Here is a 23550-nt window from a genome sequence, read left to right on the forward strand (position 1 = left end):
TTTTCCCTGTTATGCGCATAAAATGTGCAATTAGTCATAGCATCGTTAATGCATGCTGCAAGCATGGATGACTGGGATAAAAAATGATTACCTATAGAAAAATGTTAAAATCAAAAATCCATCGTGCTCGTGTTACGGAAGCGGATCTGGATTATGAAGGCAGCATCACAATTTCTCCTGAATTGCTTGCTGCATCAAATATCTTGCCTTATGAGGCAGTCAATGTCTGGAATGTCACTGCAGGAACGAGATTTGAAACGTATGCCATCGAAGGCATGCCCAATTCTACCGACATATGTGTGAATGGGGCTGCTGCGCATCTGGTAACTCCGGGCGATATTATCATTATTGCTTCTTTTATTCAGCTTACTGATGAAGCTTGCTACACGTTTAAACCTACGGTTGTTTTCGTAGACGAATATAATCGTATAAAAGAATTGCGTCCTGAAATTGTTAATCTGAAAAAGTCGGTAGAAACAATAGGGTAAGTTGTTAATCTTAAGACAGGAACCTTATTTGACTGGAAAGTTAAAATAAGTGTGGGGATAAGGTTCATTGTCCAGGGTAAAATGCCACCATTCCTTGGGGTAGGGTTTAAACCCGTACGTCATCATCAGTGTCCGTAAAAGCATGCGGTTTTTGAGTTGTTGTTTGCTTAATCCCCGATAAAAAACATGAGCGCTTTTGTCAAAGTAATCAAATGGCGTTCCCATGTCGATGGGGTGGTTTTTGCCTAAGTTGTCGTTCTTTTGATTGGTTTTATTGGCATTGGAAGTTTTGATTAACGTGATATCAACCGTGCTGCCGCGACTATGGCCTGAATAAAGCGCGATGTATCCTTTGTCAAATAATGTTTTTTTAGGTTCATGTGGATAAAAACGTTGTTTCATGCGCGTGTCGTTTAAATCTTTACTCCAAAGATTAAAAGCATTCACCGCCATTTGCGGGCGGTAACAATCATATACCTTGAGTCGATAACCCTGGCGAGCTATTGCAAGTTGTGCTTTCTGTAATTGGATGGCGGCAGCCCGGGTAAGAATGCAGCGAGGTGCCAGATAACCTGGAATGGGAGTTCCCACAAAATTATTATTGCCAGCATAGCGCATGTCTTCAATGATGTTCGGGGCGACGTCATGAAGATAAACAAAATTATTGGGTAAAGCAAAAATGGATGGGCAATATCGGCTCTACACCAATTAAGGGGGCACTGTAATCAAATTAGTCTAGACTAAGTCCTTGATTTAGCGATCAAAAGGAGATTAAAGTGCCTAAGAACAATCTTATCCTAAATTTACCTGGATTTTCCATATTAAAAGTGAGTGGGTATCAACCCTTATTATTAGATGTAACTTATAACCGATTAGCTCGGTGTAGTCATTGCCAAAGTAAGCAGGTTCGCAAGAAATCATCGTATGTAAGAACAGTACATCATGAGTTAATAGGGCATCGTCGAAGTGTATTGAGGTTTAAAGCGTATAAGCTTTATTGTCATACTTGTTGTCGCTATGGTAATCAACAGTTTCCCGGTATCAATAAACATCAACGTGCTACTTGGCGAGCTCAAGCTGCAGTGTTTCATGAGCATAGCCGCGGGGTATCGCAAAAAGATTTATCAGAGCGTTATAAGAAAGGAAAAGCGACCATAGAGCGCTGGTATCAGCGGCATTATGAAGAGCAACATCGAGAATTAATCAATAAACCATGTCCTGTGGTACTGGGTATTGATGAACATTTTTTCAGTAAGAAAGAAGGGTTTGCAACTACTTTTTGTGACCTAAGAAAACATAAGATATTTGATGTGGTTCGTGGCCGTCGTGAGCAAGAATTAAAAGAATATCTCCAGCAATTACCTGGAAAAGAACGTGTCAAAGTGATTTGTATGGACTTGAGCAGTACATACCGTTCCTTAGTAAAGAAGTACTTTCCTAATGCTATGATAGTGGCTGATAGGTTTCATGTAATCCGTTTAATTCAACATCAGTGTATGATGACCTGTCGAGAACTCTCCACTGAAATTAAAAACAATAGAGGTATCTTAGCCTTATTAAGAACAAGACCTGATAACTTAAGTGATGAGAAGAAAGTCAAAAGAGATGCGTTTTTCACTGAAAATCCTGCAATAGAGGCTATATATCAATTTCAGCAACAACTGCACTCACTATTAATGAAAAGGGCGCTAACACAGCATGAGTGCCGTAAAGTAATACCTACTTTCTTAGAAATGTTGGCTGAGTTAAAGCAAAGTGGTTTTAAAGCATTAGCATCATTAGGTAAAACACTTTGGGCTTGGAAAGATGAAGTGGCCAGAATGTGGCGATTTAGTAAGTCAAATGGAATAACAGAAGGCTTTCATCGCAAAATGAAACTCATTCAGCGAAGAGCTTATGGTTTTAGAAATTTTGAAAATTATAGAGTACGTGTTAAGGTCCTCTGCGGGTGATTAAAGCTGCCCCCTTAAATGGGAAAGAGCCGCAATATCCTAAAAGTAACAATGCCGAAATAATAAATCGCATGCATTATTCCTGTAAAAAACCAAGGTTATATAAAAGAGAACACTGGAATTAATTGTATTTAATTTTAGTGTGCGTTACATCGATTCCAGTATCATATTCCACGAATAAAAATTTATTTTTTACAGGCGGGGCAAGTACCTCCTGTGTTTCAATGGTTTCATCATTCATAAAACCACAAGCGGTCAGCATAAGCAGTATGGGCAACAATAAAATTCCTTTCATGGTGTCCTCGAGTTTTAAACGTCCTGAGTCAATAGGTTGTAGTTTATATGATTCTCTTTGGTAACGCTTGTGTTTCATGAATTCCTTTCACTATACTGATGTCTGTTCGAATAAGACTCAATAATTTTGGCTTATTGTTCGATGAGCATGACTATGGGAAAACACAATGTTAGACAGGGCCAGTATTATCAATAAACAGTTTCTAAAACGAGTAAAGCAAGCCGATTTTCCAGCACCAAAAAGTACGACAACGTTGACTTCTGCAGGGTTAGATAAGAAAACTGCTATTGAACTGTTTGATTCGCAAATCAAATCTCGTCAACTTGATCTTATTGCTCGGCAATTAAAGGAAAAAGGATTGTCTTATTATACGATCGGTAGCAGTGGACATGAGGGGAACGCTGTTTTTGGCCACGTATTTCGGTCGAGCGATATGGCTTTTTTACATTATCGCAGTGGCGGATTTTTTTTGCAAAGGGCCAAACAAGTGCAAGGCTGTGATGGGGTGCGTGATATATTGCTTTCTCTGGTTGCCGCGGCTGATGATCCCATTGCAGGCGGCCGGCATAAAGTATTTGGCAGTGTGCCATTGACTATTCCACCGCAAACATCAACGATTGCTTCCCACCTGCCAAAATCATTAGGCGCGGCTTTTTCCATTACACGCGCCAAGGAATTAAAGATTGAGAGTGCCTTGCCGCAGGATTCCGTGATTCTTTGCTCGTTTGGTGATGCGTCTACTAACCATGCATCAGCGCAAGCGACCATCAATGCAAGTTCCTGGCTTGCGCAGCAATCTTATCCTTTACCGCTTGTATTTATTTGTGAAGATAACGGGATTGGTATTTCTGTGCCAACTCCCAGCCATTGGATAGAAGCTTCGATAAAATGCCGGCCTCATATTCGTTATCTTGCTTGTGACGGTTTGAATATTGCGGATTGTTATGCAAAAGCCAAAGAAGCTGACTATTTGGCACGCGTCAAAAAACAAGTGGTTTTTTTACACATGCGTTGTGTGCGCTTGTTAGGGCACGCCGGTTCAGACATTGAATCGCAATATCGCAGCGAGGCTGAGATAGAAGCTACGGAAGCGGACGATCCATTACTACATACGGCTGGCCTATTATATCGAGAAGGATGGATGACATTACAGGGAATTGTCAGTTTGTATGAAAATAATCACGCTTTGATCGAGGCTAAGGCTTTGGAAGTGGCTCATAGCCCGCAGTTAGCGAACGCCGTGGAGGTCATGGCGTCCTTATTCCCCAACTCTCGCCAAGTGAATCATTATTCATTGCCTGATGAAACCCGGCGGGCGCAAGTGTTCGCTGCTTCTTATTCGCAATTGCCAATGAAACGCAATTTATGTCAGCACATTAATTTTGCTTTGACGGATTTGCTCATGCAATACCCCAACATGGTCGTGTTCGGAGAAGATGTGGGTAAAAAAGGCGGGGTGTATCGGGTAACGGCCGACTTGCAAGCTCGTTTTGGGCGACGACGGGTATTTGATACGATTCTTGATGAAACGACCATTCTGGGAACAGCGATTGGAATGGCACATAATGGCTTTCTACCTGTGCCGGAAATCCAGTTTTTGGCCTATTTCCACAATGCAGAAGATCAGCTAAGAGGTGAAGCATCCACCTTGTCCTTTTTTTCAAATGGTCAATATCAAAATCCGATGGTAATACGCATAGCTTCGCTGGCTTACCAAAAAGGTTTTGGTGGTCATTTTCATAATGACAATTCGATTGCTGTTTTTCGTGATTTACCCGGTGTTATCGTGGCCTGTCCATCTAATGGTCCGGATGCCGTGAAGTTATTGCGAACTTGCATGCAACTTGCGCATCAGGAAGGGCGTGTGGTTGTTTTTCTAGAGCCTATTGCTTTATATATGACCAAAGATCTTCATGAGCCAGGGGACAATGGCTGGTTATTTGAGTATCCACCGCTTAATGAGCGTATTTTACCTGGGGAAGTGGGGATACATGGTAAAGGAGATACAGTGATTCTAACTTATGCCAATGGTTATTATTTATCCCGTCAGGCTGCAAAGATATTGGCCGAGCGCTATGATATCAAGGTAAAAGTCGTTGATTTGCGTTGGCTTAGTCCTTTGCCCAAAGAAGCTATTTTACATGAAGTGTCAAAAGCAAAGCAAGTATTGATTGTGGATGAAGGACGGAGAAGTGGTTCGGTGAGTGAGGGCTTAATGACGTTATTGATGGAGCATGGTTTGTCGCATTTAAAAATCCGACGCCTGACCGGAGAGGATTGTTTTATTCCTTTAGGAAGTGCTTGGCAGCATCTTTTGCCCAACAGGGACAAAATCATAGCAGAAGTCATACGTATGATGGAGAATGGCAGGGCGTCTGAGAAAAAATCAAGCCGAACGAAAGCCGCGCAGCCATTTGTTAAATAAGGTCGAGCGATACCTTCGTATTAGATACTCAAAGCAATTGATAGATAAAGGAGAGAGAAGTGGACGACTTGCTATTTCTGGATGAACAGCTACGTGATGATGAGCGTATGATTCGTGACAGTGTCGGACGTTTTGTCAGCCATGACGTCGTCCCACTCATGGCCGAAGCATTTGAACATGCAACTTTCCCGCGTGAACTGATTAAAAAATCCGCCGACCTGGGGTTGTTAGGATTGACTTTACCAGCGGAGTACGGTGGAGCTGAAGCCTCTTACGTGGCCTATGGTTTGGTTTGCCAGGAATTGGAGCGTGGTGACAGTGGTCTTCGCAGTTTTGTATCTGTGCAAAGCTCGTTATGCATGTATCCTATTTTTCGTTATGGTAACGAAGAGCAAAAAAAGCGGTTCTTGCCGGCAATGGCTGCTGGCGAAATCCTTGGTTGCTTTGGCTTGACGGAACCGGACTCGGGTTCGGATCCTGGCAGTATGCGTACTGTTGCTAAAAAAGTGAAAGGTGGCTGGCGCTTGAGTGGCTCAAAACTCTGGATAACCAATGCATCAATTGCCGATATTGCCATCGTCTGGGCTAAAACCGATGAAGGAATTCGGGGATTTATCGTTGAAAAAGACTTTCAAGGGTTTGTGCGTAATGAAATCAAATTAAAACAGTCATTACGCGCTTCCATCACCGGGGAATTGGTGTTTGAGGATGTTTTTGTCCCAGAAGCGAATTTATTACCGGAAGCGCGCGGATTGAGTGCTCCATTAAGCTGCTTAAGCCAGGCACGTTATGGCATTGCCTGGGGAGCAATGGGAGCTGCCATGGCGTGTTTTGATATCACCCGTGATTATTTGCTCGAACGCAAGCAATTTGACAAGCCCATCGCTTCATTTCAGCTCATCCAAAAAGATTTAGCGGATATGTATACCGAAATTGTGAAAGCACAATGGTTAAATTTGCAAATTGGCCGTCTGAAAGATGAGCAACGTGAAACTCCTGTCATGATTTCGCTGGCCAAAGGCAATGCATGTCGTGAAGCATTAAAAATTGCTCGTACCTGTCGGAATTTACTGGGAGCAAATGGCATCAGTCTGGAATATCATGTCATTCGTCATATGCTGAATTTGGAGTCTGTTTTTACCTATGAAGGTACTGACAATGTCCATACATTGGTTTTGGGTAGGCATATCACAGGCATTAATGCATTCAGTTAGAAACGGGAGTGATGTTCGGGATTTATTCATTTTTTCTACTACACTTAAAGTATAACTAGAAAAGTCCATTTTAACGCGATGGATTTATTTAGGAGATACTGATGAGTATAAAATTGGAACCGGAACCAGATACATTATTAAATCCCGAACAGTTAAAACAAGATCTTATGGATATAAAATTACAGGGAGAGCCTAATACAGAATTAAGCCCTATGGAAGTAAAAAAAGCACTGCAAGAAGAAGGTTCCGATAATGAGCTGCTGCAAAAAAGTTTTATGGGTGCAGATATGGTTGATTCCGTGGGAGAAGGTACTCCTGGCTATCAAACCACGGGTGAAGCGGACGGATTTGGTTATGGAGCTTTACAAGAAGAAACCAGCGGTGTGGTAGAAGTAAGTGATGAGCAGCAATACGAAGATGAAATAGACGCCCCTGCGCCTACGCCGTCTCCTTTCCGAAAGAGACCCTACTAAAAAATAACACAAGCAATTCTTCGGGATCGCTTCTTGGATTAAGCGTTATCTTGTTATTTATTCAAAGACCAGTTATTATTCGCATGCAGTCGGGGCGTAGCGCAGCCTGGTAGCGTACTAGCATGGGGTGCTAGTGGTCGAAGGTTCAAATCCTTCCGTCCCGACCATCAAATTTCGGCTCTTTCCCATTTAAGGGGGCAGCTTTAATCACCCGCAGAGGACCTTAACACGTACTCTATAATTTTCAAAATTTCTAAAACCATAAGCTCTTCGCTGAATGAGTTTCATTTTGCGATGAAAGCCTGGCTCTTTCCCATTTAAGGGGGCACTTTAATCAAATTAGTCTAGACTAAGTCCTTGATTTAGCGATCAAAAGGAGATTAAAGTGCCTAAGAACAATCTTATCCTAAATTTACCTGGATTTTCCATATTAAAAGTGAGTGGGTATCAACCCTTATTATTAGATGTAACTTATAACCGATTAGCTCGGTGTAGTCATTGCCAAAGTAAGCAGGTTCGCAAGAAATCATCGTATGTAAGAACAGTACACCATGAGTTAATAGGGCATCGTCGAAGTGTATTGAGGTTTAAAGCGTATAAGCTTTATTGTCATACTTGTTGTCGCTATGGTAATCAACAGTTTCCCGGTATCAATAAACATCAACGTGCTACTTGGCGAGCTCAAGCTGCAGTGTTTCATGAGCATAGCCGCGGGGTATCGCAAAAAGATTTATCAGAGCGTTATAAGAAAGGAAAAGCGACCATAGAGCGCTGGTATCAGCGGCATTATGAAGAGCAACATCGAGAATTAATCAATAAACCATGTCCTGTGGTACTGGGTATTGATGAACATTTTTTCAGTAAGAAAGAAGGGTTTGCAACTACTTTTTGTGACCTAAGAAAACATAAGATATTTGATGTGGTTCGTGGCCGTCGTGAGCAAGAATTAAAAGAATATCTCCAGCAATTACCTGGAAAAGAACGTGTCAAAGTGATTTGTATGGACTTGAGCAGTACATACCGTTCCTTAGTAAAGAAGTACTTTCCTAATGCTATGATAGTGGCTGATAGGTTTCATGTAATCCGTTTAATTCAACATCAGTGTATGATGACCTGTCGAGAACTCTCCACTGAAATTAAAAACAATAGAGGTATCTTAGCCTTATTAAGAACAAGACCTGATAACTTAAGTGATGAGAAGAAAGTCAAAAGAGATGCGTTTTTCACTGAAAATCCTGCAATAGAGGCTATATATCAATTTCAGCAACAACTGCACTCACTATTAATGAAAAGGGCGCTAACACAGCATGAGTGCCGTAAAGTAATACCTACTTTCTTAGAAATGTTGGCTGAGTTAAAGCAAAGTGGTTTTAAAGCATTAGCATCATTAGGTAAAACACTTTGGGCTTGGAAAGATGAAGTGGCCAGAATGTGGCGATTTAGTAAGTCAAATGGAATAACAGAAGGCTTTCATCGCAAAATGAAACTCATTCAGCGAAGAGCTTATGGTTTTAGAAATTTTGAAAATTATAGAGTACGTGTTAAGGTCCTCTGCGGGTGATTAAAGCTGCCCCCTTAAATGGGAAAGAGCCCCGAAATTTGATGGTCGGGACGGAAGGATTTGAACCTTCGACCACTAGCACCCCATTCTTAAAAAGACCATTTTCAAACAGTATCATTTGATATCAAAAAGAATCATTAACTCATTGTATTTTATTAATTTTTATCATCTGCTATACTTCAAAAAATATCAAACGATTTCATGTGAGAACTCACGAAAGTACACCTAGAAGTACACCTAATTTTTTAAGTGGTGCAATAATGGAAAGACAATTTACAGACGCCTATATTCGATCGCTAAAACCAAGATCTTCTCGCTATGAAGAATTCAGAGATGGGGGTTTTGGTATACGAGTCACCCCCAAAGGGCTAAAAACATTTCTATACCGTTATAAAATCAACGGCCAAAGGCATTTCATCACTATAGGCCACTACCCTGCTATGAGTTTATCCGAAGCCAAGAAACGTTTTATCGATTTAAGCGACATACGCCATGGCGAAGTAAATCCTAAAGAGCAGATCGCAGAACAAAAACAGAAAGACCAAAGTACCGTAAAAAATCTGATACTCCACTGGTACACCAACTACATTGAAAAACACCGCGCCCAACCGCTGCAAATCTGGCAGCATATCAAAGTGGATATCATTCCCCTATTGGGCAATAAAAAACTAGAACACTTAAAAACGAGGGAAATAACTCAAGCTCTCGATAAAATCGTTGGTCGCGGTTCACCCGTACATGCCAATAAAGTACTGAGCACACTAAAACAAGCATTCAACTACGCAGTAAGCCGAGGCGAAATGCTGCTAAACCCTGCAATGACCATACGAGCCAGAGACATAGGTGGTATAGAAAAACCCAGAGAACGCTATTTAACCCTCGATGAAGTAAAAACCCTATGGCAATTCCTAGACAGCGAAGAACATGGAACATCTTTCCAGATCCGAGCAGCTCTGAAAATCATCCTACTTACAGGCGTAAGAACAGGAGAAATCCGAGTAGCCAAATGGTCAGAGTTCGACTTCGAAAACTCCTTATGGACTATCCCAGCCGAGAATACCAAAACCAACATAGTCATGAGAATCCACCTCACAGAAATGACTAAAAAGGTATTGAGAGAACTCAAAGCACACAGCAATTCAGAATATGTCATTACAGGCGCAGACGACCAAAGTATTTTATCAGATCGGGCTATGCCAAGAGCTGTAATCCGAATACAATCACGAGTCGGTATTCCGCACTGGACAGCACACGACTTAAGACGAACCTTTGCAACCCAGCTTGGTGAGGCTTTGCATATTGATCCCGTGGTGATTGAGAAATGCTTAGGGCATAAGATGCCTAAAATAATGGCCACCTATAATAAGAATGAAATGCTGCCTCAAAGAAAGGAAGCCCTTATTCGGTGGGAAGAACGTATTAAGCAACTTATAGAATCAGACTCCCCCAAATTAGCTGTATATTGCAAAGATGCATTAAACAAAGCAGAAATTACGATTGGATAAAAATTTATGATAAAAAATCTAATTACACAACAAGAAGGAAAAACACTCGAGTTTAAAAGAGATTTATCATCACCAAAATCACTACTTAAATCTATCGTTGCTTTTGCAAATACAGCTGGCGGTCACCTGATTATTGGGGTCAATGATGAAAGACAAATAACAGGTGTTGAGCATCCATTAGACGAAGAGGAACGTCTATGTAATCTGATTGCTGATTCTATCTCACCACGCCTTATACCTAGTATTGAATTGGTAACACTAAATAATAAAACACTGCTGGTAATTGAAGTATTTGTCAGCAATACAGGACCTCATTGGATCAATTCAGAGGGATCAACACAAGGTATTTATGTCCGACTAGGTTCCACAAATCGTCAAGCAGATCAAGAGCTTATCACAGAATTACACCGTCGCTCAGAAGGAGTAAATTTTGATGAAATGCCCATGCCTGAGCTTTCTGTCGATGATGTTGATATAACGAAAGCTCAAGAACTATTTTCAGATATTAAATCGCTGAATGAAAAAAACCTCCTGACTTTAAAGCTCATCACTTCTCATCAAGGAAAATTAGTTCCAACAAAAGGCGCGATATTGTTATTTGGAAAAGAACGCAATACATATTTTCCTGATGCCTGGGTACAATGTGGCCGTTTCATTGGTAAAGACAAATCCCGTATTTTCGATCATGTTGATATCTATGACTATCTTCCCAATGCAGTTGAGAGCATCATGATGTTTTTGAAAAAGCACGCTTTACGTGGCGCTGATTTTTCAGCAGTACAAAGAAAAGATATTTGGAGTATCCCTCTTCTTATGTTGCGCGAAGCTGTTATCAATGCACTTGTTCATACTGACTACTCTCAACGTGGTGCGCCAATTCGAATTTCCTTTTTTGACGACCGTATAGAAATAGAAAACCCTGGAATTCTTTTGCCAGGACTAACAATTGAAGATATGCGACAGGGTATATCAAAAATTAGAAATCATGTCATTGCCAGAGTTTTTCGTGAACTTAATTTAATTGAACAATGGGGAAGTGGCGTAAGTCGTATCTACTCCGAAGCTATAGAACAAAAATTACAAGAACCCGAAATTATCGAAATTGGGATGCGAATACGCTTTATAATATACCTTGCACAAGCTATACCAATTGACACTATTTTCGATAAAAGGGATGAACAATTAGAGTCACGGCTAGAGTCACGGCTAGAGTCACGGCTAGAGTCAAAACTTGCGGCTAGAGTCATTTTGATATTACAAAATGAAGAAATTGGCAAATTACAAATTGCTCGTGCCTTAGGTCATGAAACCGTTTCTGGTGAACTAAATAAGCAAATTAAACAACTTATAACACTTGGAATGATAGAAATGACTATTCCAGACATACCCAACAGCCGATTGCAAAAATATCGCTTAACTACAAAAGGATTAGATTTAATAAATGAATCCCAACATTAAATATTTATTCAGTTGGTGACATTTTGTCACCAACTGAATTTAGCAGTTATGATCAATGTTAGATTAAGGGTAGAGGTATATTGCCACCTCCATTTTAATAAGGTAGTTAGAAAAAGGGATGGCAAATATTGCTTATAACAACCTGAGCAGATGTTTCCAAATGGAAATAACTGAAAAATGAGCAACTGTTTCCATTTTGGAAATGGTTCAAAATAAAACATACTAATAGCTTTTCATACACAGCAATCAAAAAATACATAGGTTCCAAAATGGAACATATGCTCTTTTATATCCCACATTCCGCATTAAAATTTACGAATAATATTTCCAGTAGGGCTCACCAAGGCATTCGAGAATTATTCTATGCCTGTCAGTTAAGTTTATAACCAAGTTAACACTGTTATTGACGGTTAGAAGATCTACACCCTGAAAGCAAGAGAAGACCCATCTTGCCGTAGGTTTTTGCGTTGGTTTTTTTTCATATCAGGGAAGAACATCGCCTTAGCAACAAGTTGGATTCTAATTAAGTGCTCAATAGCAGCATATACCATTAGGCTACAAGTCATTACCATAAGCAACGACTCTATTCTTTCTGGCTTTTTTAAGTACAAAGATGAGGTGAGGAACTCAGGACTTTTTAAAAAACGAAAACCGCGTTCCACAGCTTGTTGTGATTTATATTCATCAAGTAAAAACTGCATGCTCATAGCATCTGATAGGTCATTGGTTGCAAGTATAAAAAGTCCGGTGTTTTGCTCTGCCTCTTCGCACAAATTCAGCTTTGTACATAAGTTACCGGATATTTGGTAAGTTATTTTTACAGGACTGTTGGTACTAGGTCGTCCCCTCCGCTCTTGCTTTGTATGCTTAACAAAATCAATGTTTTCTACACTAACGAACTTTTGGCTTTCAAGCCAAAGACTAAGAGCTTTACTAGCATCTTTATCACAAGCAAAGGAACGGCGGTATAATTTTTTAAATGACTTCACTGCCTGTTCTGTATCCCTTGAAATAGCCTTATGCAAAATGCTGCTTTCTCTTTGCTTGGCCTGTTGGCTACGGACTAACAACCATCTCTGAGCTATACCACCATATGAAGCAGCAAACCAAGAACCAGAGTAACCATTTTCTAGAGGCTCCCAGTCGACATTCGACGCTTGCTGTATGATAGATTTTGCTTCAACTAACTTTTGTGGTACCCGTGTAATAAATAGCTGTTTTTGCTCAGATAAAGAACGAATGCACTCTTCTGTATAAAGTGCGGCGTCTCCTATCAAATAGGTATTGTTGTACGCTGCTTTTAAACTTGATAAATGAGATTTCACCAATTGTTTGAATGTTTCCATATCATTTGCATTGCCACTGCAGGCTTGCATATATAATGGAATGCCAGCTTGATTTTCCGTAAGTAAGTTTAAAACAACTTGATTTAACTCGGGGCGGTGGTCGCGACTATACCCTTTGGTTATTTTTATACACTGGGCATCAATATCTTGTTCGTACTGACCATCAGTATGAAAGCTGGTTGTATCGATATTCATACTTTTACAATCAAGACCTAAATAATCAGTTACCTTCAAGGCAAGACCTGCATAAATCTTTGAAACACCTTCATCGTAAAACGCATCCAAGCTTCGACCGGTTGCGTCATCGTTTAGTTGCTCAGGCATAACTCCTGAACCAAGCAAATGTTCCGTTGCTTTTTCTGAAAAGTATTCTGGGTACATATGTAATGTACGGCTAACAAAGCCCAAACCGTTTAATATCATTGCGGTTAAAAGCGTGCCATGAGATAGCCCACTTTGATTTGATTTTTTTGGAATTAAATTGTCAATATATTCCTGTAAGCCTATTGATTCACAAAACCCTGCAACCAAGCCAAGGTGATCAATGCTTTGGCTAACATAATTCGTACTATCCATTACTCAACTCCAAAAGGGAGTAATAGATCAAAATGGCAGAGGTATGTCAAGAAAGTTTAATTTAATTTTCTACTGCGGAATGACGGCTTGATGAGTATCGTGAAGGCTTAAAGGAAATCGAAATGCAATTGCTCAGAGATTGGAGTCAGTCCGAGCACGGTGAGATTAAAATCATAAAATTTGTACCTACTTTGCAAGATGCTTTTTGGTCTGCAGCAATTTGCAATGCTCATATAATCATTGATGGTACCCAACATACCTTTGAGCATTTACGAGGTACGCTTATTGCTGAACAAGAAGATGGAGTTTGGAAAATTGCGCATACGCACTGCTCTTTCCCAGATTATCGCAATGCGGAAAATAATTCTTTCCCAGTGAATGGTTAAAGTATAATAATGTTGGGTCAAATGACCCAACATTTAATGGATTAGATAGCAAGAGAATCCATTCTATCAAAAGTATCTTCTACAACATCTAACGTTTGTTTCACTGCAGAAACGTCAGCTTTGGGCTTGAAAAGACTATATCCAGTTAGTACTCCTGCCGTAACTCCAACGGTTCCTGCAGCGGCGAGAGTGAGTGAAGCGGCTGCGCTACCTGCCATCACGCCCGTAAAAAACGCTCCTGGACCTGTCCATAGGCCTAAAGCAAAACCAATGCCAAAACCAACAGCTCCTGCTAATACAGTAGCAACAGATACTGCTGCAATGGTCAATATGGTTTTCAGTATATTAGGATGCTTTCCATCTAATGTTTCACGACAATGTTGAGCAAATTGAACATAAGCAGTATGTACTGCTTGTGAATCATTAGCGTATTCAACCGTTCTCAAAAAAGCAGTCATATGATCGCGAATTTCTTCTTGCTTTTTCTTATCTTGTAAACCAGAAACTGCCTTGGTTAATAAAGCTTGAATTTCTGGTAATAACTCTCCATGTGTTTTTAACAGATTAGATGCTTCTGTATGAATGGCTGTTCGTGCATTTTCAAATTGCTCAACATTCCAAATATTTTCTACAAGCAATGTTCCATTATCTAAACATTCGTCATAATTCGCTAATCCAATCAATAAATGGGAGAATTTAACTTTTCTAAATTGCTCCAGTCCCTCAAGGAGTGTTAAGCGCTCAATTTCAGAGCCTGCAATATCATCACCAAACTCACCTTCTACACCATTAAATTTCGCTTTAAACCAATCTTCCAATGGCATGCCAGTCATGATAAAGCTGTGAGACAATTGTGAACCACCTAATGCGCGAGTATCCAGATACTGTTGAATATCCACATGTTTTGTGTTTTCTTTTACGTAAGCAAAAGCTTCTTCGAATAATGGGGTTAATTCAAACGTTTGTACCTGAACAATGGCACGTAGTTCTACAAGCGATTTAAGCATGGCTTGTTTTCTGCCTTGTTCTTCTCTGCTTGATGGTTCTACTGCCTTGATTACTTCTATTTGGTGATCAAGTTCAGCAACAATGGCTTGCAGGCGAACGCTATTATTTCCCTCTTCATCTATTTGTTGCTTCAACCAGTCCTGAAATTCAGGAGCTAATGATTTAGCTTGTTTACTTTCAAAGGCTCTTAGTAATGCTGCATTAAATGCTTCTTTATCTAATTGATCATAGAGTTCAGCGGCTTTAATATGAAGATTGGCATGTTCTTCTTCTAAATGCTCTTCCAGCATTTTGTGCTTGAGCTCATCAATTCTTGCAGAGTTGGTTATTTCTACCATCCCGCCGCCAGGTAAAAGATATAAACCAAATCTTTTTGCAAAACGAATTCGTCCTTGGGCATCGGCGCATATTCTATCGACTGCTTCATTTTCAAGCTTACCAAGCATTTGAATTTGAATTGGGTATAATTGCGTTGCAGGAGGATTTAAGATATCCAGCTGATCTAAATCAAATAGATGAGTTTTATTGGTTTTTATAAGATGTGCTTTTTGTGCCGCACGAAATTGTTGCCAAATTTCAGGCGTATACTCGCTGATTGGATGGGTTAATCTCATTTGGCCTGGATTACCAAATTCAAACCATTCTTGTAATTCTTCATCCAAATCCATCTTATAGAAATCAAACAAGATATCAAAATACTGCTGATTTTCCATGCGTCGTAATACATCAGCATAATTGATTAAAGTGGCGGCATACGCTAATTTTTTGTAATGCTCTTTTGCATCATCTTTACTTTTTACCACGCCAGATAGTTTTTCTACTTCTGCCATTGCATCAAGCAACATGGCTTGTCGGCCAATGGCATTTGCATTTTTGTATTGAAGCAGCATGGGGCCTATATCAGTATATAACTGAGGCATAATATCTCCTTAATTAATAGTAAGAACTACAGCTTGTACATTATTGATCGGAGTGCATTTTTAACACATATTGCATATGATTTACAACAAAAAATAAAAATTGTTAGGTGTCGTTCATAAATAATTTTCCAACTAATTCTGATTTCTTTGTTTATATTCAATAAGTAGGATAATTTCAGCGCAGAGCGGGGATTTGGATGGTAGAAGCCATGGGCATCATGTTAATGTATGCCAATGTAAAAAGGTTGGCCTTCACGCACTACGAAAAACTTTTTCTCTGACACGTGAGCCTTTGTGCGTGCAAGTCTTAAATCTTTTATTGGCTGGGTAATGGATTCTGCACTTAACTGAAAAGTTCCCCAATGGATGCTCATGCTTTTCTGGTTTCCTAATATTAAGTGTCCAATTGTAATCATGTAACCAACGTTGTGAGCTATGATGGGCTGGTAAAAAGGTCACTTTGGCATTTTTAATGTTAATGGACTACCACCAATCCATTTACACAACATGTTTGATGTCATATGCATTTAGTAAAACTTTATTGCCTAAATGGACAACGAACAGAGGATGAAATGTTTTATCCAAATGTTTCAAGGTAGGTATGTCCATATGATCATAATGATTATGAGAAATTAAAACGACATCAATTGGTGGAAGTTTAAAATAACGATATGGCGCATGGAGAAACATTCCCTGTTTATTAACGTGGTAAGTATAGAAGATAATGAAAAATGTATGCCATTAATTTGAGAGTCACTGAAAATGAATCAGCTATGGTCATAGGTTAAGGGCAAAATCTTTTTGTCCAGTCCTGTGCTCTACCTCTTGCAAAGCACTCTCTTGAGCCTGTTTTATGCTCGGTTTAGAAAAGAAACTATAAGCACAAAGAGCTGCGCCGCCTATTATTAAAGCTGCTCCACCCATGGTACTTATACTCATGAGGAGCACGACCAATCCCGCTGCCATTGCTGTTATGCCAGCAAGAGCAGTCAGGCAATTTAAATAAAATGAAGAATTAGTGGGTTGTTGCTCATGTTTGCCTGGTTTCAATGACGCTGAATCCAGAGTAAACCCATAGGGGTTATTAGCGCAAAACTCTTTGAAAACAGCATCTTGTGAGCCTGCAATTTTTTGCTCATTATAGGTAATATCAAAATAAGTATTATCTTTGCGCATCACCTGTGGGTTCAAATAATAAGCCCGATTTTCTTTATGAATTCTACGTGCCACAGAGATAACTAAGGCATCTACCTCGTCTGATAAAGAGGCCGATTGTAGCAATACTTCTTCAGGAAGTTGCATAATTGGTAAATGATGATAATCAAATACACGGCGTACCCGAATGACTTCGAGGGTGTCTGCCATATTGACTAACTGCCGTACATAATCAGCATTGATATTAGTCGCTGTCAGGTGCGCAAGTTTTGGTATTTGGGAAGATTCAGCGATAAATGCTGCTTGATTATCTTTATATTGTATTGCTAATTTTAATAATTGAGCTAATTCGGGTGCAATATTTTGCGTGATTAAGAAATTATAAAGATTATCACTACTTTCCTTATCCCAATAATCAATTCCATCGCCTTGACGCCCTGAGTCATGAAATAGCGCTGTTGCTTGAATTAAAGTAAGAAGGTCTTCAGATGAGATTTTAAAAGCGTTAGCCAATTCCGCTATCGTATGTTCATAGTTATAAACATGGGAGCAATATAGTTTGTGAATTTTCGGAATAAGTTCCATGCATCCTATGGCGTGGAGAATACCATGATGATGGCGATAACTTGCTTTTAGTACAGGAAGGGGGCGGTTGTCGTAAGGTTTTCCATAATATTCGGTATACGCTTTTTTTAATGCGTGTTTTAAAATATCAATGCTCATTTTCACGTTTTCAAGATCAATTAAGGAGCATATAGTACATTAAATTTAATAAAAACTATAATTCAGTGCCTCTGTAGGAACATATTGAATGAATGCACTCTCAAGAGTGCATTCGTTGCCTGGGTGCTTGATAAAATTTTTCATTAATCGTTCAACTCGTTGTATTAATCCAGCGGCTAATTCCATCCATTTAAACGATCATTAAATAGGAAGCGAAAGGTTCAATAAAATCCTATCCATGATTATTGCTTATTTTAAATCTTTGTTGTTAAAATATATTCCATTTTGATCTTGTATTGTAGAAAATGCCATGTATCTATTAGTTTTGAGCAGTCTTAATTCCATAAATGCCTAAATGATTTTTTGTGAATTACTATGCCGTTATTATCAAGAGAACAATTTGTTAAACTATGTACTGAAGCTATTTTGTATACTAGAAATACAATAACAATCAATAATCAAATCAGCGGATATAAAAAATTTCACCGAGAAATTAAAGAAAATCATTATTTCTTTGCCAATGTTCGCGCTTCATTGATAGATACCAGAGAGCATGAATACATGTACAGGCATGATTTGCTTGCACATGTTGGTTTAGGTCATTGTCATGAATTAGCAGATTTTCTTCTCGTAGAAATTGGTAAAGCCTTGGAACTCAAGGGTGCATTTGCAAGAATTCGTATTGTTCGCTCTGTTAAATATGATCATGTTTATCTGGAAATAAAAATCCAATTAAAAGATGAAAAGGATTATTCTTACTGGGAAGTGGACGCTTGGGATCCTCGTGTCATTGATATCAGTACTCGCCCCGATGGTTCCATTAAAAATCATGAAGCGCTTGAGTATGGATATTCAGCCGATGTAAAAAATTCTGTATATTCCGATGAAATTAATTATCAGCAAAGATTTACCTTTTTTGGAGGTATACCAAAACCTTTGCCAGGAGCGCCTAATGGGAGAGCAACACCCGAAGCAGAGATGTTAGACAAACATGCTGAGATGTATAGTGATTATACGATGGAAGAAGCGATGGAAAATGGAAAGCTTGACCCTTCTGGACAAATTCACTATTTACAAGAAGTTTCAAAGTGGCAGCTCTCCTCCCACTAAGGGGTCTTAAAAGATTTCAGTGTCGTATGAGAAATAAATATAGAGATTTGATCAGTCATGCCACTTATAGTTAACTTATCTTCCATTCATACCCTGCATCCAATTAGTAAAAGCGTCGATGCCTTTGCGCAATTGTGCAATCGGTATTCTGCAGGGTGTTTTAATTCTTGTCCTACCTTCTTTAAATCCTGGTCAAATTATGCTTGGGTGATGTATCAATACAGTAGGAATGACAGAAAGCTTATTCAGCCCTATAGGTTGGGTGCTATTGATACTGAGCAGTTTTTACAAAATTTACTAAGAATTTTTCCATTCCTTCAAGACGTTGAGGCTGAACAGGAAATGATGATTGGGTTAAATGAGGGGGAGTCGTATTCAAGAGAGTTTGCCTTGTCATTACTGGAAAATGCCTGGAATGCAATGATTGACATGGATGAGACGAGGGCTTCTCGTTTCCCCGCGTTATTCGAGCAAGCCCGTACTGAGCCTGTTTATTTGATATCCAATACCAACGAGTTGAATGTTTTAAAAATCCTTAGGCTTTTAAGAAGGCAAAACCCAGACATAAGGTTTTATACCCCTCTTGATTTAAGCGTGCGAGAAAGCAGGGAGCCTATTGAAATAGCTCCTAATGTATTTCTGTGCTTATCCTATCGCTACCAATTATTTAAAACCATGGCAGACAATCGTAGTCTCAACCCTCATTCCACCATGTCGTTGCTAAACCATTTGATCAAAGGACAATTAACCAGTACAGCGGTTTCTGACATCCGCGTAGTTAGCCAATTTCCTGGTGATTTAGAGGAAGCCGCGAAACTTGGTATTCCCAAAGAAAATACTTGCCATGCGGATGTGTTTTTTAATGAAGTGGTATTGGGGATGAGGAAAACTGCCTAAATAAAATGTGTGGTGTTCTATTTATTACAAATAAGATATTGCATTTTTATGCAGTTCAATGTAATTGATAACAAATGTAATTTAAACAGTTTAGTTAAACAGATATTATTTTTATAACATAAAATAGTTTATAATTTCATATATGGTAATTTAATTGATTTTAAAATCATATTATGTTAATTTTGAACAAATTTATAGTTAATTAAAATGTCATGATTCTTAAAAGAGGAAAGAAGAATATATTTCTTAGAAAAAATCTAGATTATTTGCTTGCGCAGCACTCTCTAGATATTAAAAACTTATCCATTGAAACTGGTGTCCCTCCTGCAACTTTATCTCGTCTACGAAAAGATGGAAGTAACCCTACTTTATCTTCTATTGAGCCGTTACTTGAATTTTTTAGAGTTGATATGGATTCATTTCTTTATCAGGATATGTCTAGTTTAAGCTATCAAAATAAAAAGAGAATGGGAGATCTTGTTCATATTTCTGTCTATTCTATTGAAGAAATATCAAAAGATAGAAGTAAGGCAAAAGTATCAAAATTTATTGGGGCTGCAGGGATAACTGGAAAAAATGTATTTGGAATATCTATTAATAGCGAAGCCTTGGCTCCTGCATTTCAAAATAACTCTATTGTTATAATAGACCCAGATCTTAAACCAATTGAAGGAGATTATGTGTTATGTTGCCTAGGAGCTGGGGAAGATATTCCCGTATTTAGGCAATTGTTTATAGATGGAAATGATTACTACTTTAAACCAATCAATCCTGGGTTTGGAGAAATGAAACACTACGAATATTTTAAAATTCTAGGAGTAGTTATTAAATCAATTGAGTCATATAGATAGAGAAAATGAAAAATAAAGGAATACAAGAATTTCAACCCTCTCATATTCGCCCCAGAGATTACAACCATTATAATTATATATATTTTTTTATGATGTTATTTATCACTATTTTTATTGCATGTGATATAACAGCATTTAGAATGACTACATTATTTGGAGCGAATGTACCTGTAAGTGGTTTAATTATTCCAATAGTATTTGCATTGGGAGATTTAATAGCAGATATTTATGGCTATCAAATATCAAGAAAATTGATTTGGAATGCTCTTATTTGCCAGTTCATTTTTGGGATAGTAATTACATTAGCAGTTAATTTCCCAAGTCCAGAAAATGATTTAAATAATTTTCACTATAATGAGGCTTTCAAGCATATAATTAGGACTAATATTACGAGCTGCATGTCAGTTTCAAGTGGAATGTTTACTAATGCATTTCTTATGTCAAAGATTAAGATTTGGATGAATGGTAAGCGTTTTTGGATAAGAACTATTTTATCTAGCTCAATTAGTGAGTTTGTACTCTGTTTTGTTGCATACACCACACTGTATCTAGGTTTAAAAAGTCCAATAGAAATTTGGAAAATTATCTTTAGTGTTTGGTATTATAAATTATTATTTGCTTTATTTGCTGCTCCATTAGTTTCCATCGTTGCTTCTAAAATAAAAGAATGGGAAAAAAGCGATGTATTTGATTATGGAGTAAATTACAATCCATTTATTTACAATTATGATGAAAAAATATAAAGGATTAGTCTTTTAATAGAAGATTTTGAAATTAAGGAATGAGGAGATTAATTGTATGAAGGTAAAAGCTAATAATGTTATAAGCTATGTAGGTAATTTAGTTAATAAAATAGAGCCAAAATATACACTAAGATTAGAGGATATAATTTATAGTAAATCGCATGGACATGAAATATGTGTCATGCAGTTAGTTGGAAAAAATGCTTTTCCAAAATATACTCCAGAAGAATTGTTATCTGATCCAAATGCAATGGTGGGATTAAGCCCTCAAGATGCAGTTACAATTACTCGTCTAGAGTATATCATAAAAGAGCGCAAGAAGAATTTACGAGTACTAGAGATAGATAGAAATGGAACAATTCTACTTAGGGATTCTTCTGGAAGAGAATACCGATATTCAGAAAAATATATTTCCTCTTCTAGAGAAATGATAAAAAAATTAAAAAGTGAAGATGCTCATGATTTAGGATATAGAGTAGGATTTAGAGAAGGACTTGATGCAAAAAAATATAAAAAACAACTTTCTGGAAATATTAGATCTAAGTTTATGAAATTTATTCCTTTTCGTCAAAAGGAAGCAGAGCATCTTCAAGTTAATTCATCCTTTAAATGATTAAAAAAATGAGTAGGACATATATAATATGTCCTCTTCTTCGAGTTTGAGAGCCATTTTAATTGCTTCAGTTTTATTTTGATCATGAGTTGTTAAGGGAAGAGTTGCTTCTCCAAGCTCAGAATATAGTTTTTTTCGGGTTCTGTCTGGAAATGAATCCATATGTTTTTTAATTGTGGAGATGTCACCTCTTTGTATTGGCCCCGTTAATGATTGTCTTGGGGATAAAGTTTGCTCAAGATTAGAAACGGTTCCTCTCATTATATTAGTAATTATATGCATTGCCATTATATCTTCGACGCCCGCATCTTTTAGACAAACAAGAGCTTGTTGTGAAAGTGTGACTAAATAGTTCGAAGCGAAAACACCTGCTGCCTGGTATAAAGATTTTTTATTATCAATTCTGTAACCGGTTAATCTCATGGAAGTAAAAAAAGGGTTTGCTGTGTATTGAGTTGTTTCATTTACCCTTGTTACATAATATGTGTCTCTATGTTGGATACTTTTGAGAGCGATTCTAATTGCTTCAGTTTTATTTTGATCATGAGTTGTTAAGGGAAGAGTTGCTTCTCCTAGCTCAGAATATAGTTTTTTTCGGGTTCTGTCTGGAAATGAATCCATATGTTTTTTAATTGTGGAGATGTCACCTCTTTGTATCGGCCCCGTTAATGATTGTCTTGGGGATAAAGTTTGCTCAAGACTAAAAACCGTTCTTCTCATTATATTAGTAATTATTTGCATTGCCATTGCATCTTCGACATCTGCATCCTTTAGACAAGCAAGGGCTTGTTGTGAAAGTGTGACTAAATAGTTCGAAGCAAAAACACCTGCTGCATGATATAAAGATTTTTTATTTCTATTAATTCGATAAGTAATTGATCCTATAGAAGTAAAAAGTGGAGCTATTACAGATAGAGCCTCACTATCTCCCTCTAGAGCACAATATGTGCCGCTATACTGTTCAACGCTTAATTTAGGTTTAGCAAAACTTCTCATTGGATGTGCACTTGCTATGTAGCATCCTCTCTTCTTAATTGAAGTTAAGGCATCTGAGGTAAGAGAACCACTACAATGCATAACTATACTATCTTTTTCAATAAATCTGTTTGTAACTAGAGTTTCGCATGTAGAAGATATAGCATCATCAGGCGTTGTTATGAAAGTAATATTCGCGGCAGGTAATTCATCAAGTGAAGTACAATATTTACCTTCACCAATAAATTCAATTGCGGAGATAGAACTTTCAATAGATGTATTAAAAATGGCACCAACTTTAACTAATTTGTTTTTTACCAATAGACGTCCGATTGTTTTTCCTAGATGGCCAGCACCAATAATATTTATTAAAAGCATATTTTATTCCATAAATTATATTTTTATATAATAAAATAACATTGCATTTAAAAATCATCAAATAAAATATTTAATAGTATTGAAATGCTTTAAAAATCCGTTTATGATTTTATAAAATTATAAACGGATACTAAATAAAATAAAGTATTCTGAAGACTAAAACTAAAAGAATTAAAAAGTCACAGCCATCTTTGAGGAATTTTTAACATGGAATGTATCATAGAATTTCAAAAACCATTGGTTCGATATGAATTTAGTTGTAGAACCAAACAGAAAATCTTGCTTGAAGTATTATTAAAATATAGCAAATTAAACTTAATTGATCTTGCTTTAATGTTGGATATATCAATAGCAACTTTACTAAATGCCTATAAAGGTAAAGAATTTCTTCAGGGAAAACCAGCAATTAATTTAGTTCATCTTTTGTTTATTTTTTTTGGCGAATAGTGAGAATAATATAATCAAAATTTATTTATAAAATGCAACATAAATAGTTGT

Annotated in this window: 21 protein-coding genes, 1 tRNA gene and 2 pseudogenes; 16 read left to right on the top strand and 8 right to left on the bottom strand. The window is 37.8% G+C overall.

The window, feature by feature from the left end:
• Positions 1-86: 86 nt before the first annotated feature.
• The gene (panD, locus tag LOA_RS02705) at positions 87-488 is read left to right on the top strand and encodes an aspartate 1-decarboxylase (protein WP_025385035.1); all 402 of its coding nucleotides are present in this window, start codon (positions 87-89) and stop codon (positions 486-488) included.
• Between the two features lie 24 nt (positions 489-512).
• Here the strand turns inward: panD and LOA_RS02710 are convergent, their stop codons facing one another.
• Positions 513-1106 carry a M15 family metallopeptidase gene (locus LOA_RS02710; RefSeq protein ID WP_025385036.1) on the bottom strand — a complete coding sequence of 198 codons (594 nt, stop codon included), beginning with the start codon at positions 1104-1106 and terminating at the stop codon, positions 513-515.
• Between the two features lie 158 nt (positions 1107-1264).
• Here LOA_RS02710 and LOA_RS02715 point away from each other — a divergent pair, with 158 nt between their 5' ends.
• Complete coding sequence (locus LOA_RS02715) at positions 1265-2440, top strand: ISL3 family transposase (protein WP_025384767.1); 1176 nt, start codon at positions 1265-1267, stop codon at positions 2438-2440.
• 121 nt (positions 2441-2561) lie between these two features.
• Here LOA_RS02715 and LOA_RS02720 read toward each other — a convergent pair whose 3' ends face one another.
• Positions 2562-2813 carry a hypothetical protein gene (locus tag LOA_RS02720; protein ID WP_025385037.1) on the bottom strand — a complete coding sequence of 84 codons (252 nt, stop codon included), beginning with the start codon at positions 2811-2813 and terminating at the stop codon, positions 2562-2564.
• 88 nt (positions 2814-2901) lie between these two features.
• Between LOA_RS02720 and LOA_RS02725 the strand changes: the two genes are divergently transcribed.
• From LOA_RS02725 to LOA_RS02740, 4 genes are all read left to right on the top strand, one after another.
• Complete coding sequence (locus LOA_RS02725) at positions 2902-5160, top strand: thiamine pyrophosphate-dependent enzyme (RefSeq protein WP_025385038.1); 2259 nt, start codon at positions 2902-2904, stop codon at positions 5158-5160.
• A gap of 59 nt (positions 5161-5219) precedes the next feature.
• Entirely contained in the window at positions 5220-6374 is a 1155-nt protein-coding gene (locus LOA_RS02730; RefSeq protein WP_025385039.1) for an acyl-CoA dehydrogenase family protein, read from the top strand.
• A gap of 101 nt (positions 6375-6475) precedes the next feature.
• The gene (locus LOA_RS13575) at positions 6476-6847 is read left to right on the top strand and encodes a hypothetical protein (protein ID WP_025385040.1); all 372 of its coding nucleotides are present in this window, start codon (positions 6476-6478) and stop codon (positions 6845-6847) included.
• 90 nt (positions 6848-6937) lie between these two features.
• Positions 6938-7014: transfer RNA gene (locus LOA_RS02740), tRNA-Pro, on the top strand.
• Between the two features lie 40 nt (positions 7015-7054).
• Here LOA_RS02740 and LOA_RS16135 read toward each other — a convergent pair.
• Positions 7055-7165, bottom strand: a pseudogene (locus LOA_RS16135) (transposase); the annotation flags it as partial.
• Between the two features lie 67 nt (positions 7166-7232).
• Between LOA_RS16135 and LOA_RS02745 the strand changes: the two are divergent.
• From LOA_RS02745 to LOA_RS02755, 3 genes are all read left to right on the top strand, one after another.
• Positions 7233-8408 carry an ISL3 family transposase gene (locus LOA_RS02745; RefSeq protein WP_025384767.1) on the top strand — a complete coding sequence of 392 codons (1176 nt, stop codon included), beginning with the start codon at positions 7233-7235 and terminating at the stop codon, positions 8406-8408.
• A 260-nt stretch (positions 8409-8668) separates the two neighbouring features.
• Positions 8669-9913 (top strand): tyrosine-type recombinase/integrase, encoded by a 1245-nt coding sequence (locus tag LOA_RS02750; RefSeq protein WP_025385041.1) that lies wholly within the window; start codon positions 8669-8671, stop codon positions 9911-9913.
• Between the two features lie 6 nt (positions 9914-9919).
• Positions 9920-11371, top strand: coding sequence for an AlbA family DNA-binding domain-containing protein (locus LOA_RS02755; RefSeq protein ID WP_025385042.1), 1452 nt, complete (start codon positions 9920-9922; stop codon positions 11369-11371).
• Positions 11372-11683: 312 nt separating this feature from the next.
• Here the strand turns inward: LOA_RS02755 and LOA_RS02760 are convergent.
• Positions 11684-13293: pseudogene (locus tag LOA_RS02760) on the bottom strand (IS1634 family transposase).
• A 122-nt stretch (positions 13294-13415) separates the two neighbouring features.
• On the opposite strand from LOA_RS02760, the gene LOA_RS02765 reads away from it, so the two are divergent.
• Positions 13416-13679, top strand: coding sequence for a nuclear transport factor 2 family protein (locus LOA_RS02765; RefSeq protein WP_025385043.1), 264 nt, complete (start codon positions 13416-13418; stop codon positions 13677-13679).
• A 41-nt stretch (positions 13680-13720) separates the two neighbouring features.
• Here LOA_RS02765 and LOA_RS02770 read toward each other — a convergent pair whose 3' ends face one another.
• The 3 genes from LOA_RS02770 to LOA_RS02780 form a co-directional block, all read right to left on the bottom strand.
• Positions 13721-15607, bottom strand: a complete 1887-nt coding sequence (locus LOA_RS02770; protein WP_025385044.1) for a hypothetical protein — start codon at positions 15605-15607, stop codon at positions 13721-13723.
• Between the two features lie 498 nt (positions 15608-16105).
• Positions 16106-16297, bottom strand: a complete 192-nt coding sequence (locus LOA_RS16140; protein ID WP_025385045.1) for an MBL fold metallo-hydrolase — start codon at positions 16295-16297, stop codon at positions 16106-16108.
• 87 nt (positions 16298-16384) lie between these two features.
• Positions 16385-17485, bottom strand: a complete 1101-nt coding sequence (locus LOA_RS02780; RefSeq protein ID WP_025385046.1) for a SidE phosphodiesterase domain-containing protein — start codon at positions 17483-17485, stop codon at positions 16385-16387.
• 375 nt (positions 17486-17860) lie between these two features.
• On the opposite strand from LOA_RS02780, the gene LOA_RS02785 reads away from it, so the two are divergent.
• The 5 genes from LOA_RS02785 (at position 17861) to LOA_RS02805 (ending at position 21699) form a co-directional block, all read left to right on the top strand.
• Positions 17861-18595 carry a hypothetical protein gene (locus LOA_RS02785; protein WP_025385047.1) on the top strand — a complete coding sequence of 245 codons (735 nt, stop codon included), beginning with the start codon at positions 17861-17863 and terminating at the stop codon, positions 18593-18595.
• 57 nt (positions 18596-18652) lie between these two features.
• Entirely contained in the window at positions 18653-19492 is an 840-nt protein-coding gene (locus tag LOA_RS02790; RefSeq protein ID WP_025385048.1) for a hypothetical protein, read from the top strand.
• A 212-nt stretch (positions 19493-19704) separates the two neighbouring features.
• On the top strand, positions 19705-20343 hold the full coding sequence (locus tag LOA_RS02795; protein WP_025385049.1) for a LexA family transcriptional regulator: 639 nt from the start codon (positions 19705-19707) through the stop codon (positions 20341-20343).
• A 5-nt stretch (positions 20344-20348) separates the two neighbouring features.
• On the top strand, positions 20349-21086 hold the full coding sequence (locus LOA_RS02800; RefSeq protein ID WP_025385050.1) for a VUT family protein: 738 nt from the start codon (positions 20349-20351) through the stop codon (positions 21084-21086).
• Between the two features lie 55 nt (positions 21087-21141).
• Positions 21142-21699, top strand: a complete 558-nt coding sequence (locus LOA_RS02805; protein ID WP_025385051.1) for a hypothetical protein — start codon at positions 21142-21144, stop codon at positions 21697-21699.
• Here LOA_RS02805 and LOA_RS13580 read toward each other — a convergent pair whose 3' ends face one another.
• Positions 21700-23052 carry a Rossmann-like and DUF2520 domain-containing protein gene (locus LOA_RS13580; RefSeq protein WP_025385052.1) on the bottom strand — a complete coding sequence of 451 codons (1353 nt, stop codon included), beginning with the start codon at positions 23050-23052 and terminating at the stop codon, positions 21700-21702.
• A 207-nt stretch (positions 23053-23259) separates the two neighbouring features.
• Between LOA_RS13580 and LOA_RS02815 the strand changes: the two genes are divergently transcribed.
• On the top strand, positions 23260-23499 hold the full coding sequence (locus tag LOA_RS02815) for a hypothetical protein (RefSeq protein WP_025385053.1): 240 nt from the start codon (positions 23260-23262) through the stop codon (positions 23497-23499).
• The last annotated feature ends 51 nt before the right edge of the window (positions 23500-23550 follow it).

Origin of the sequence: Legionella oakridgensis ATCC 33761 = DSM 21215 (genome assembly GCF_000512355.1) — a bacterium.
GTDB lineage: Bacteria > Pseudomonadota > Gammaproteobacteria > Legionellales > Legionellaceae > Legionella_A > Legionella_A oakridgensis.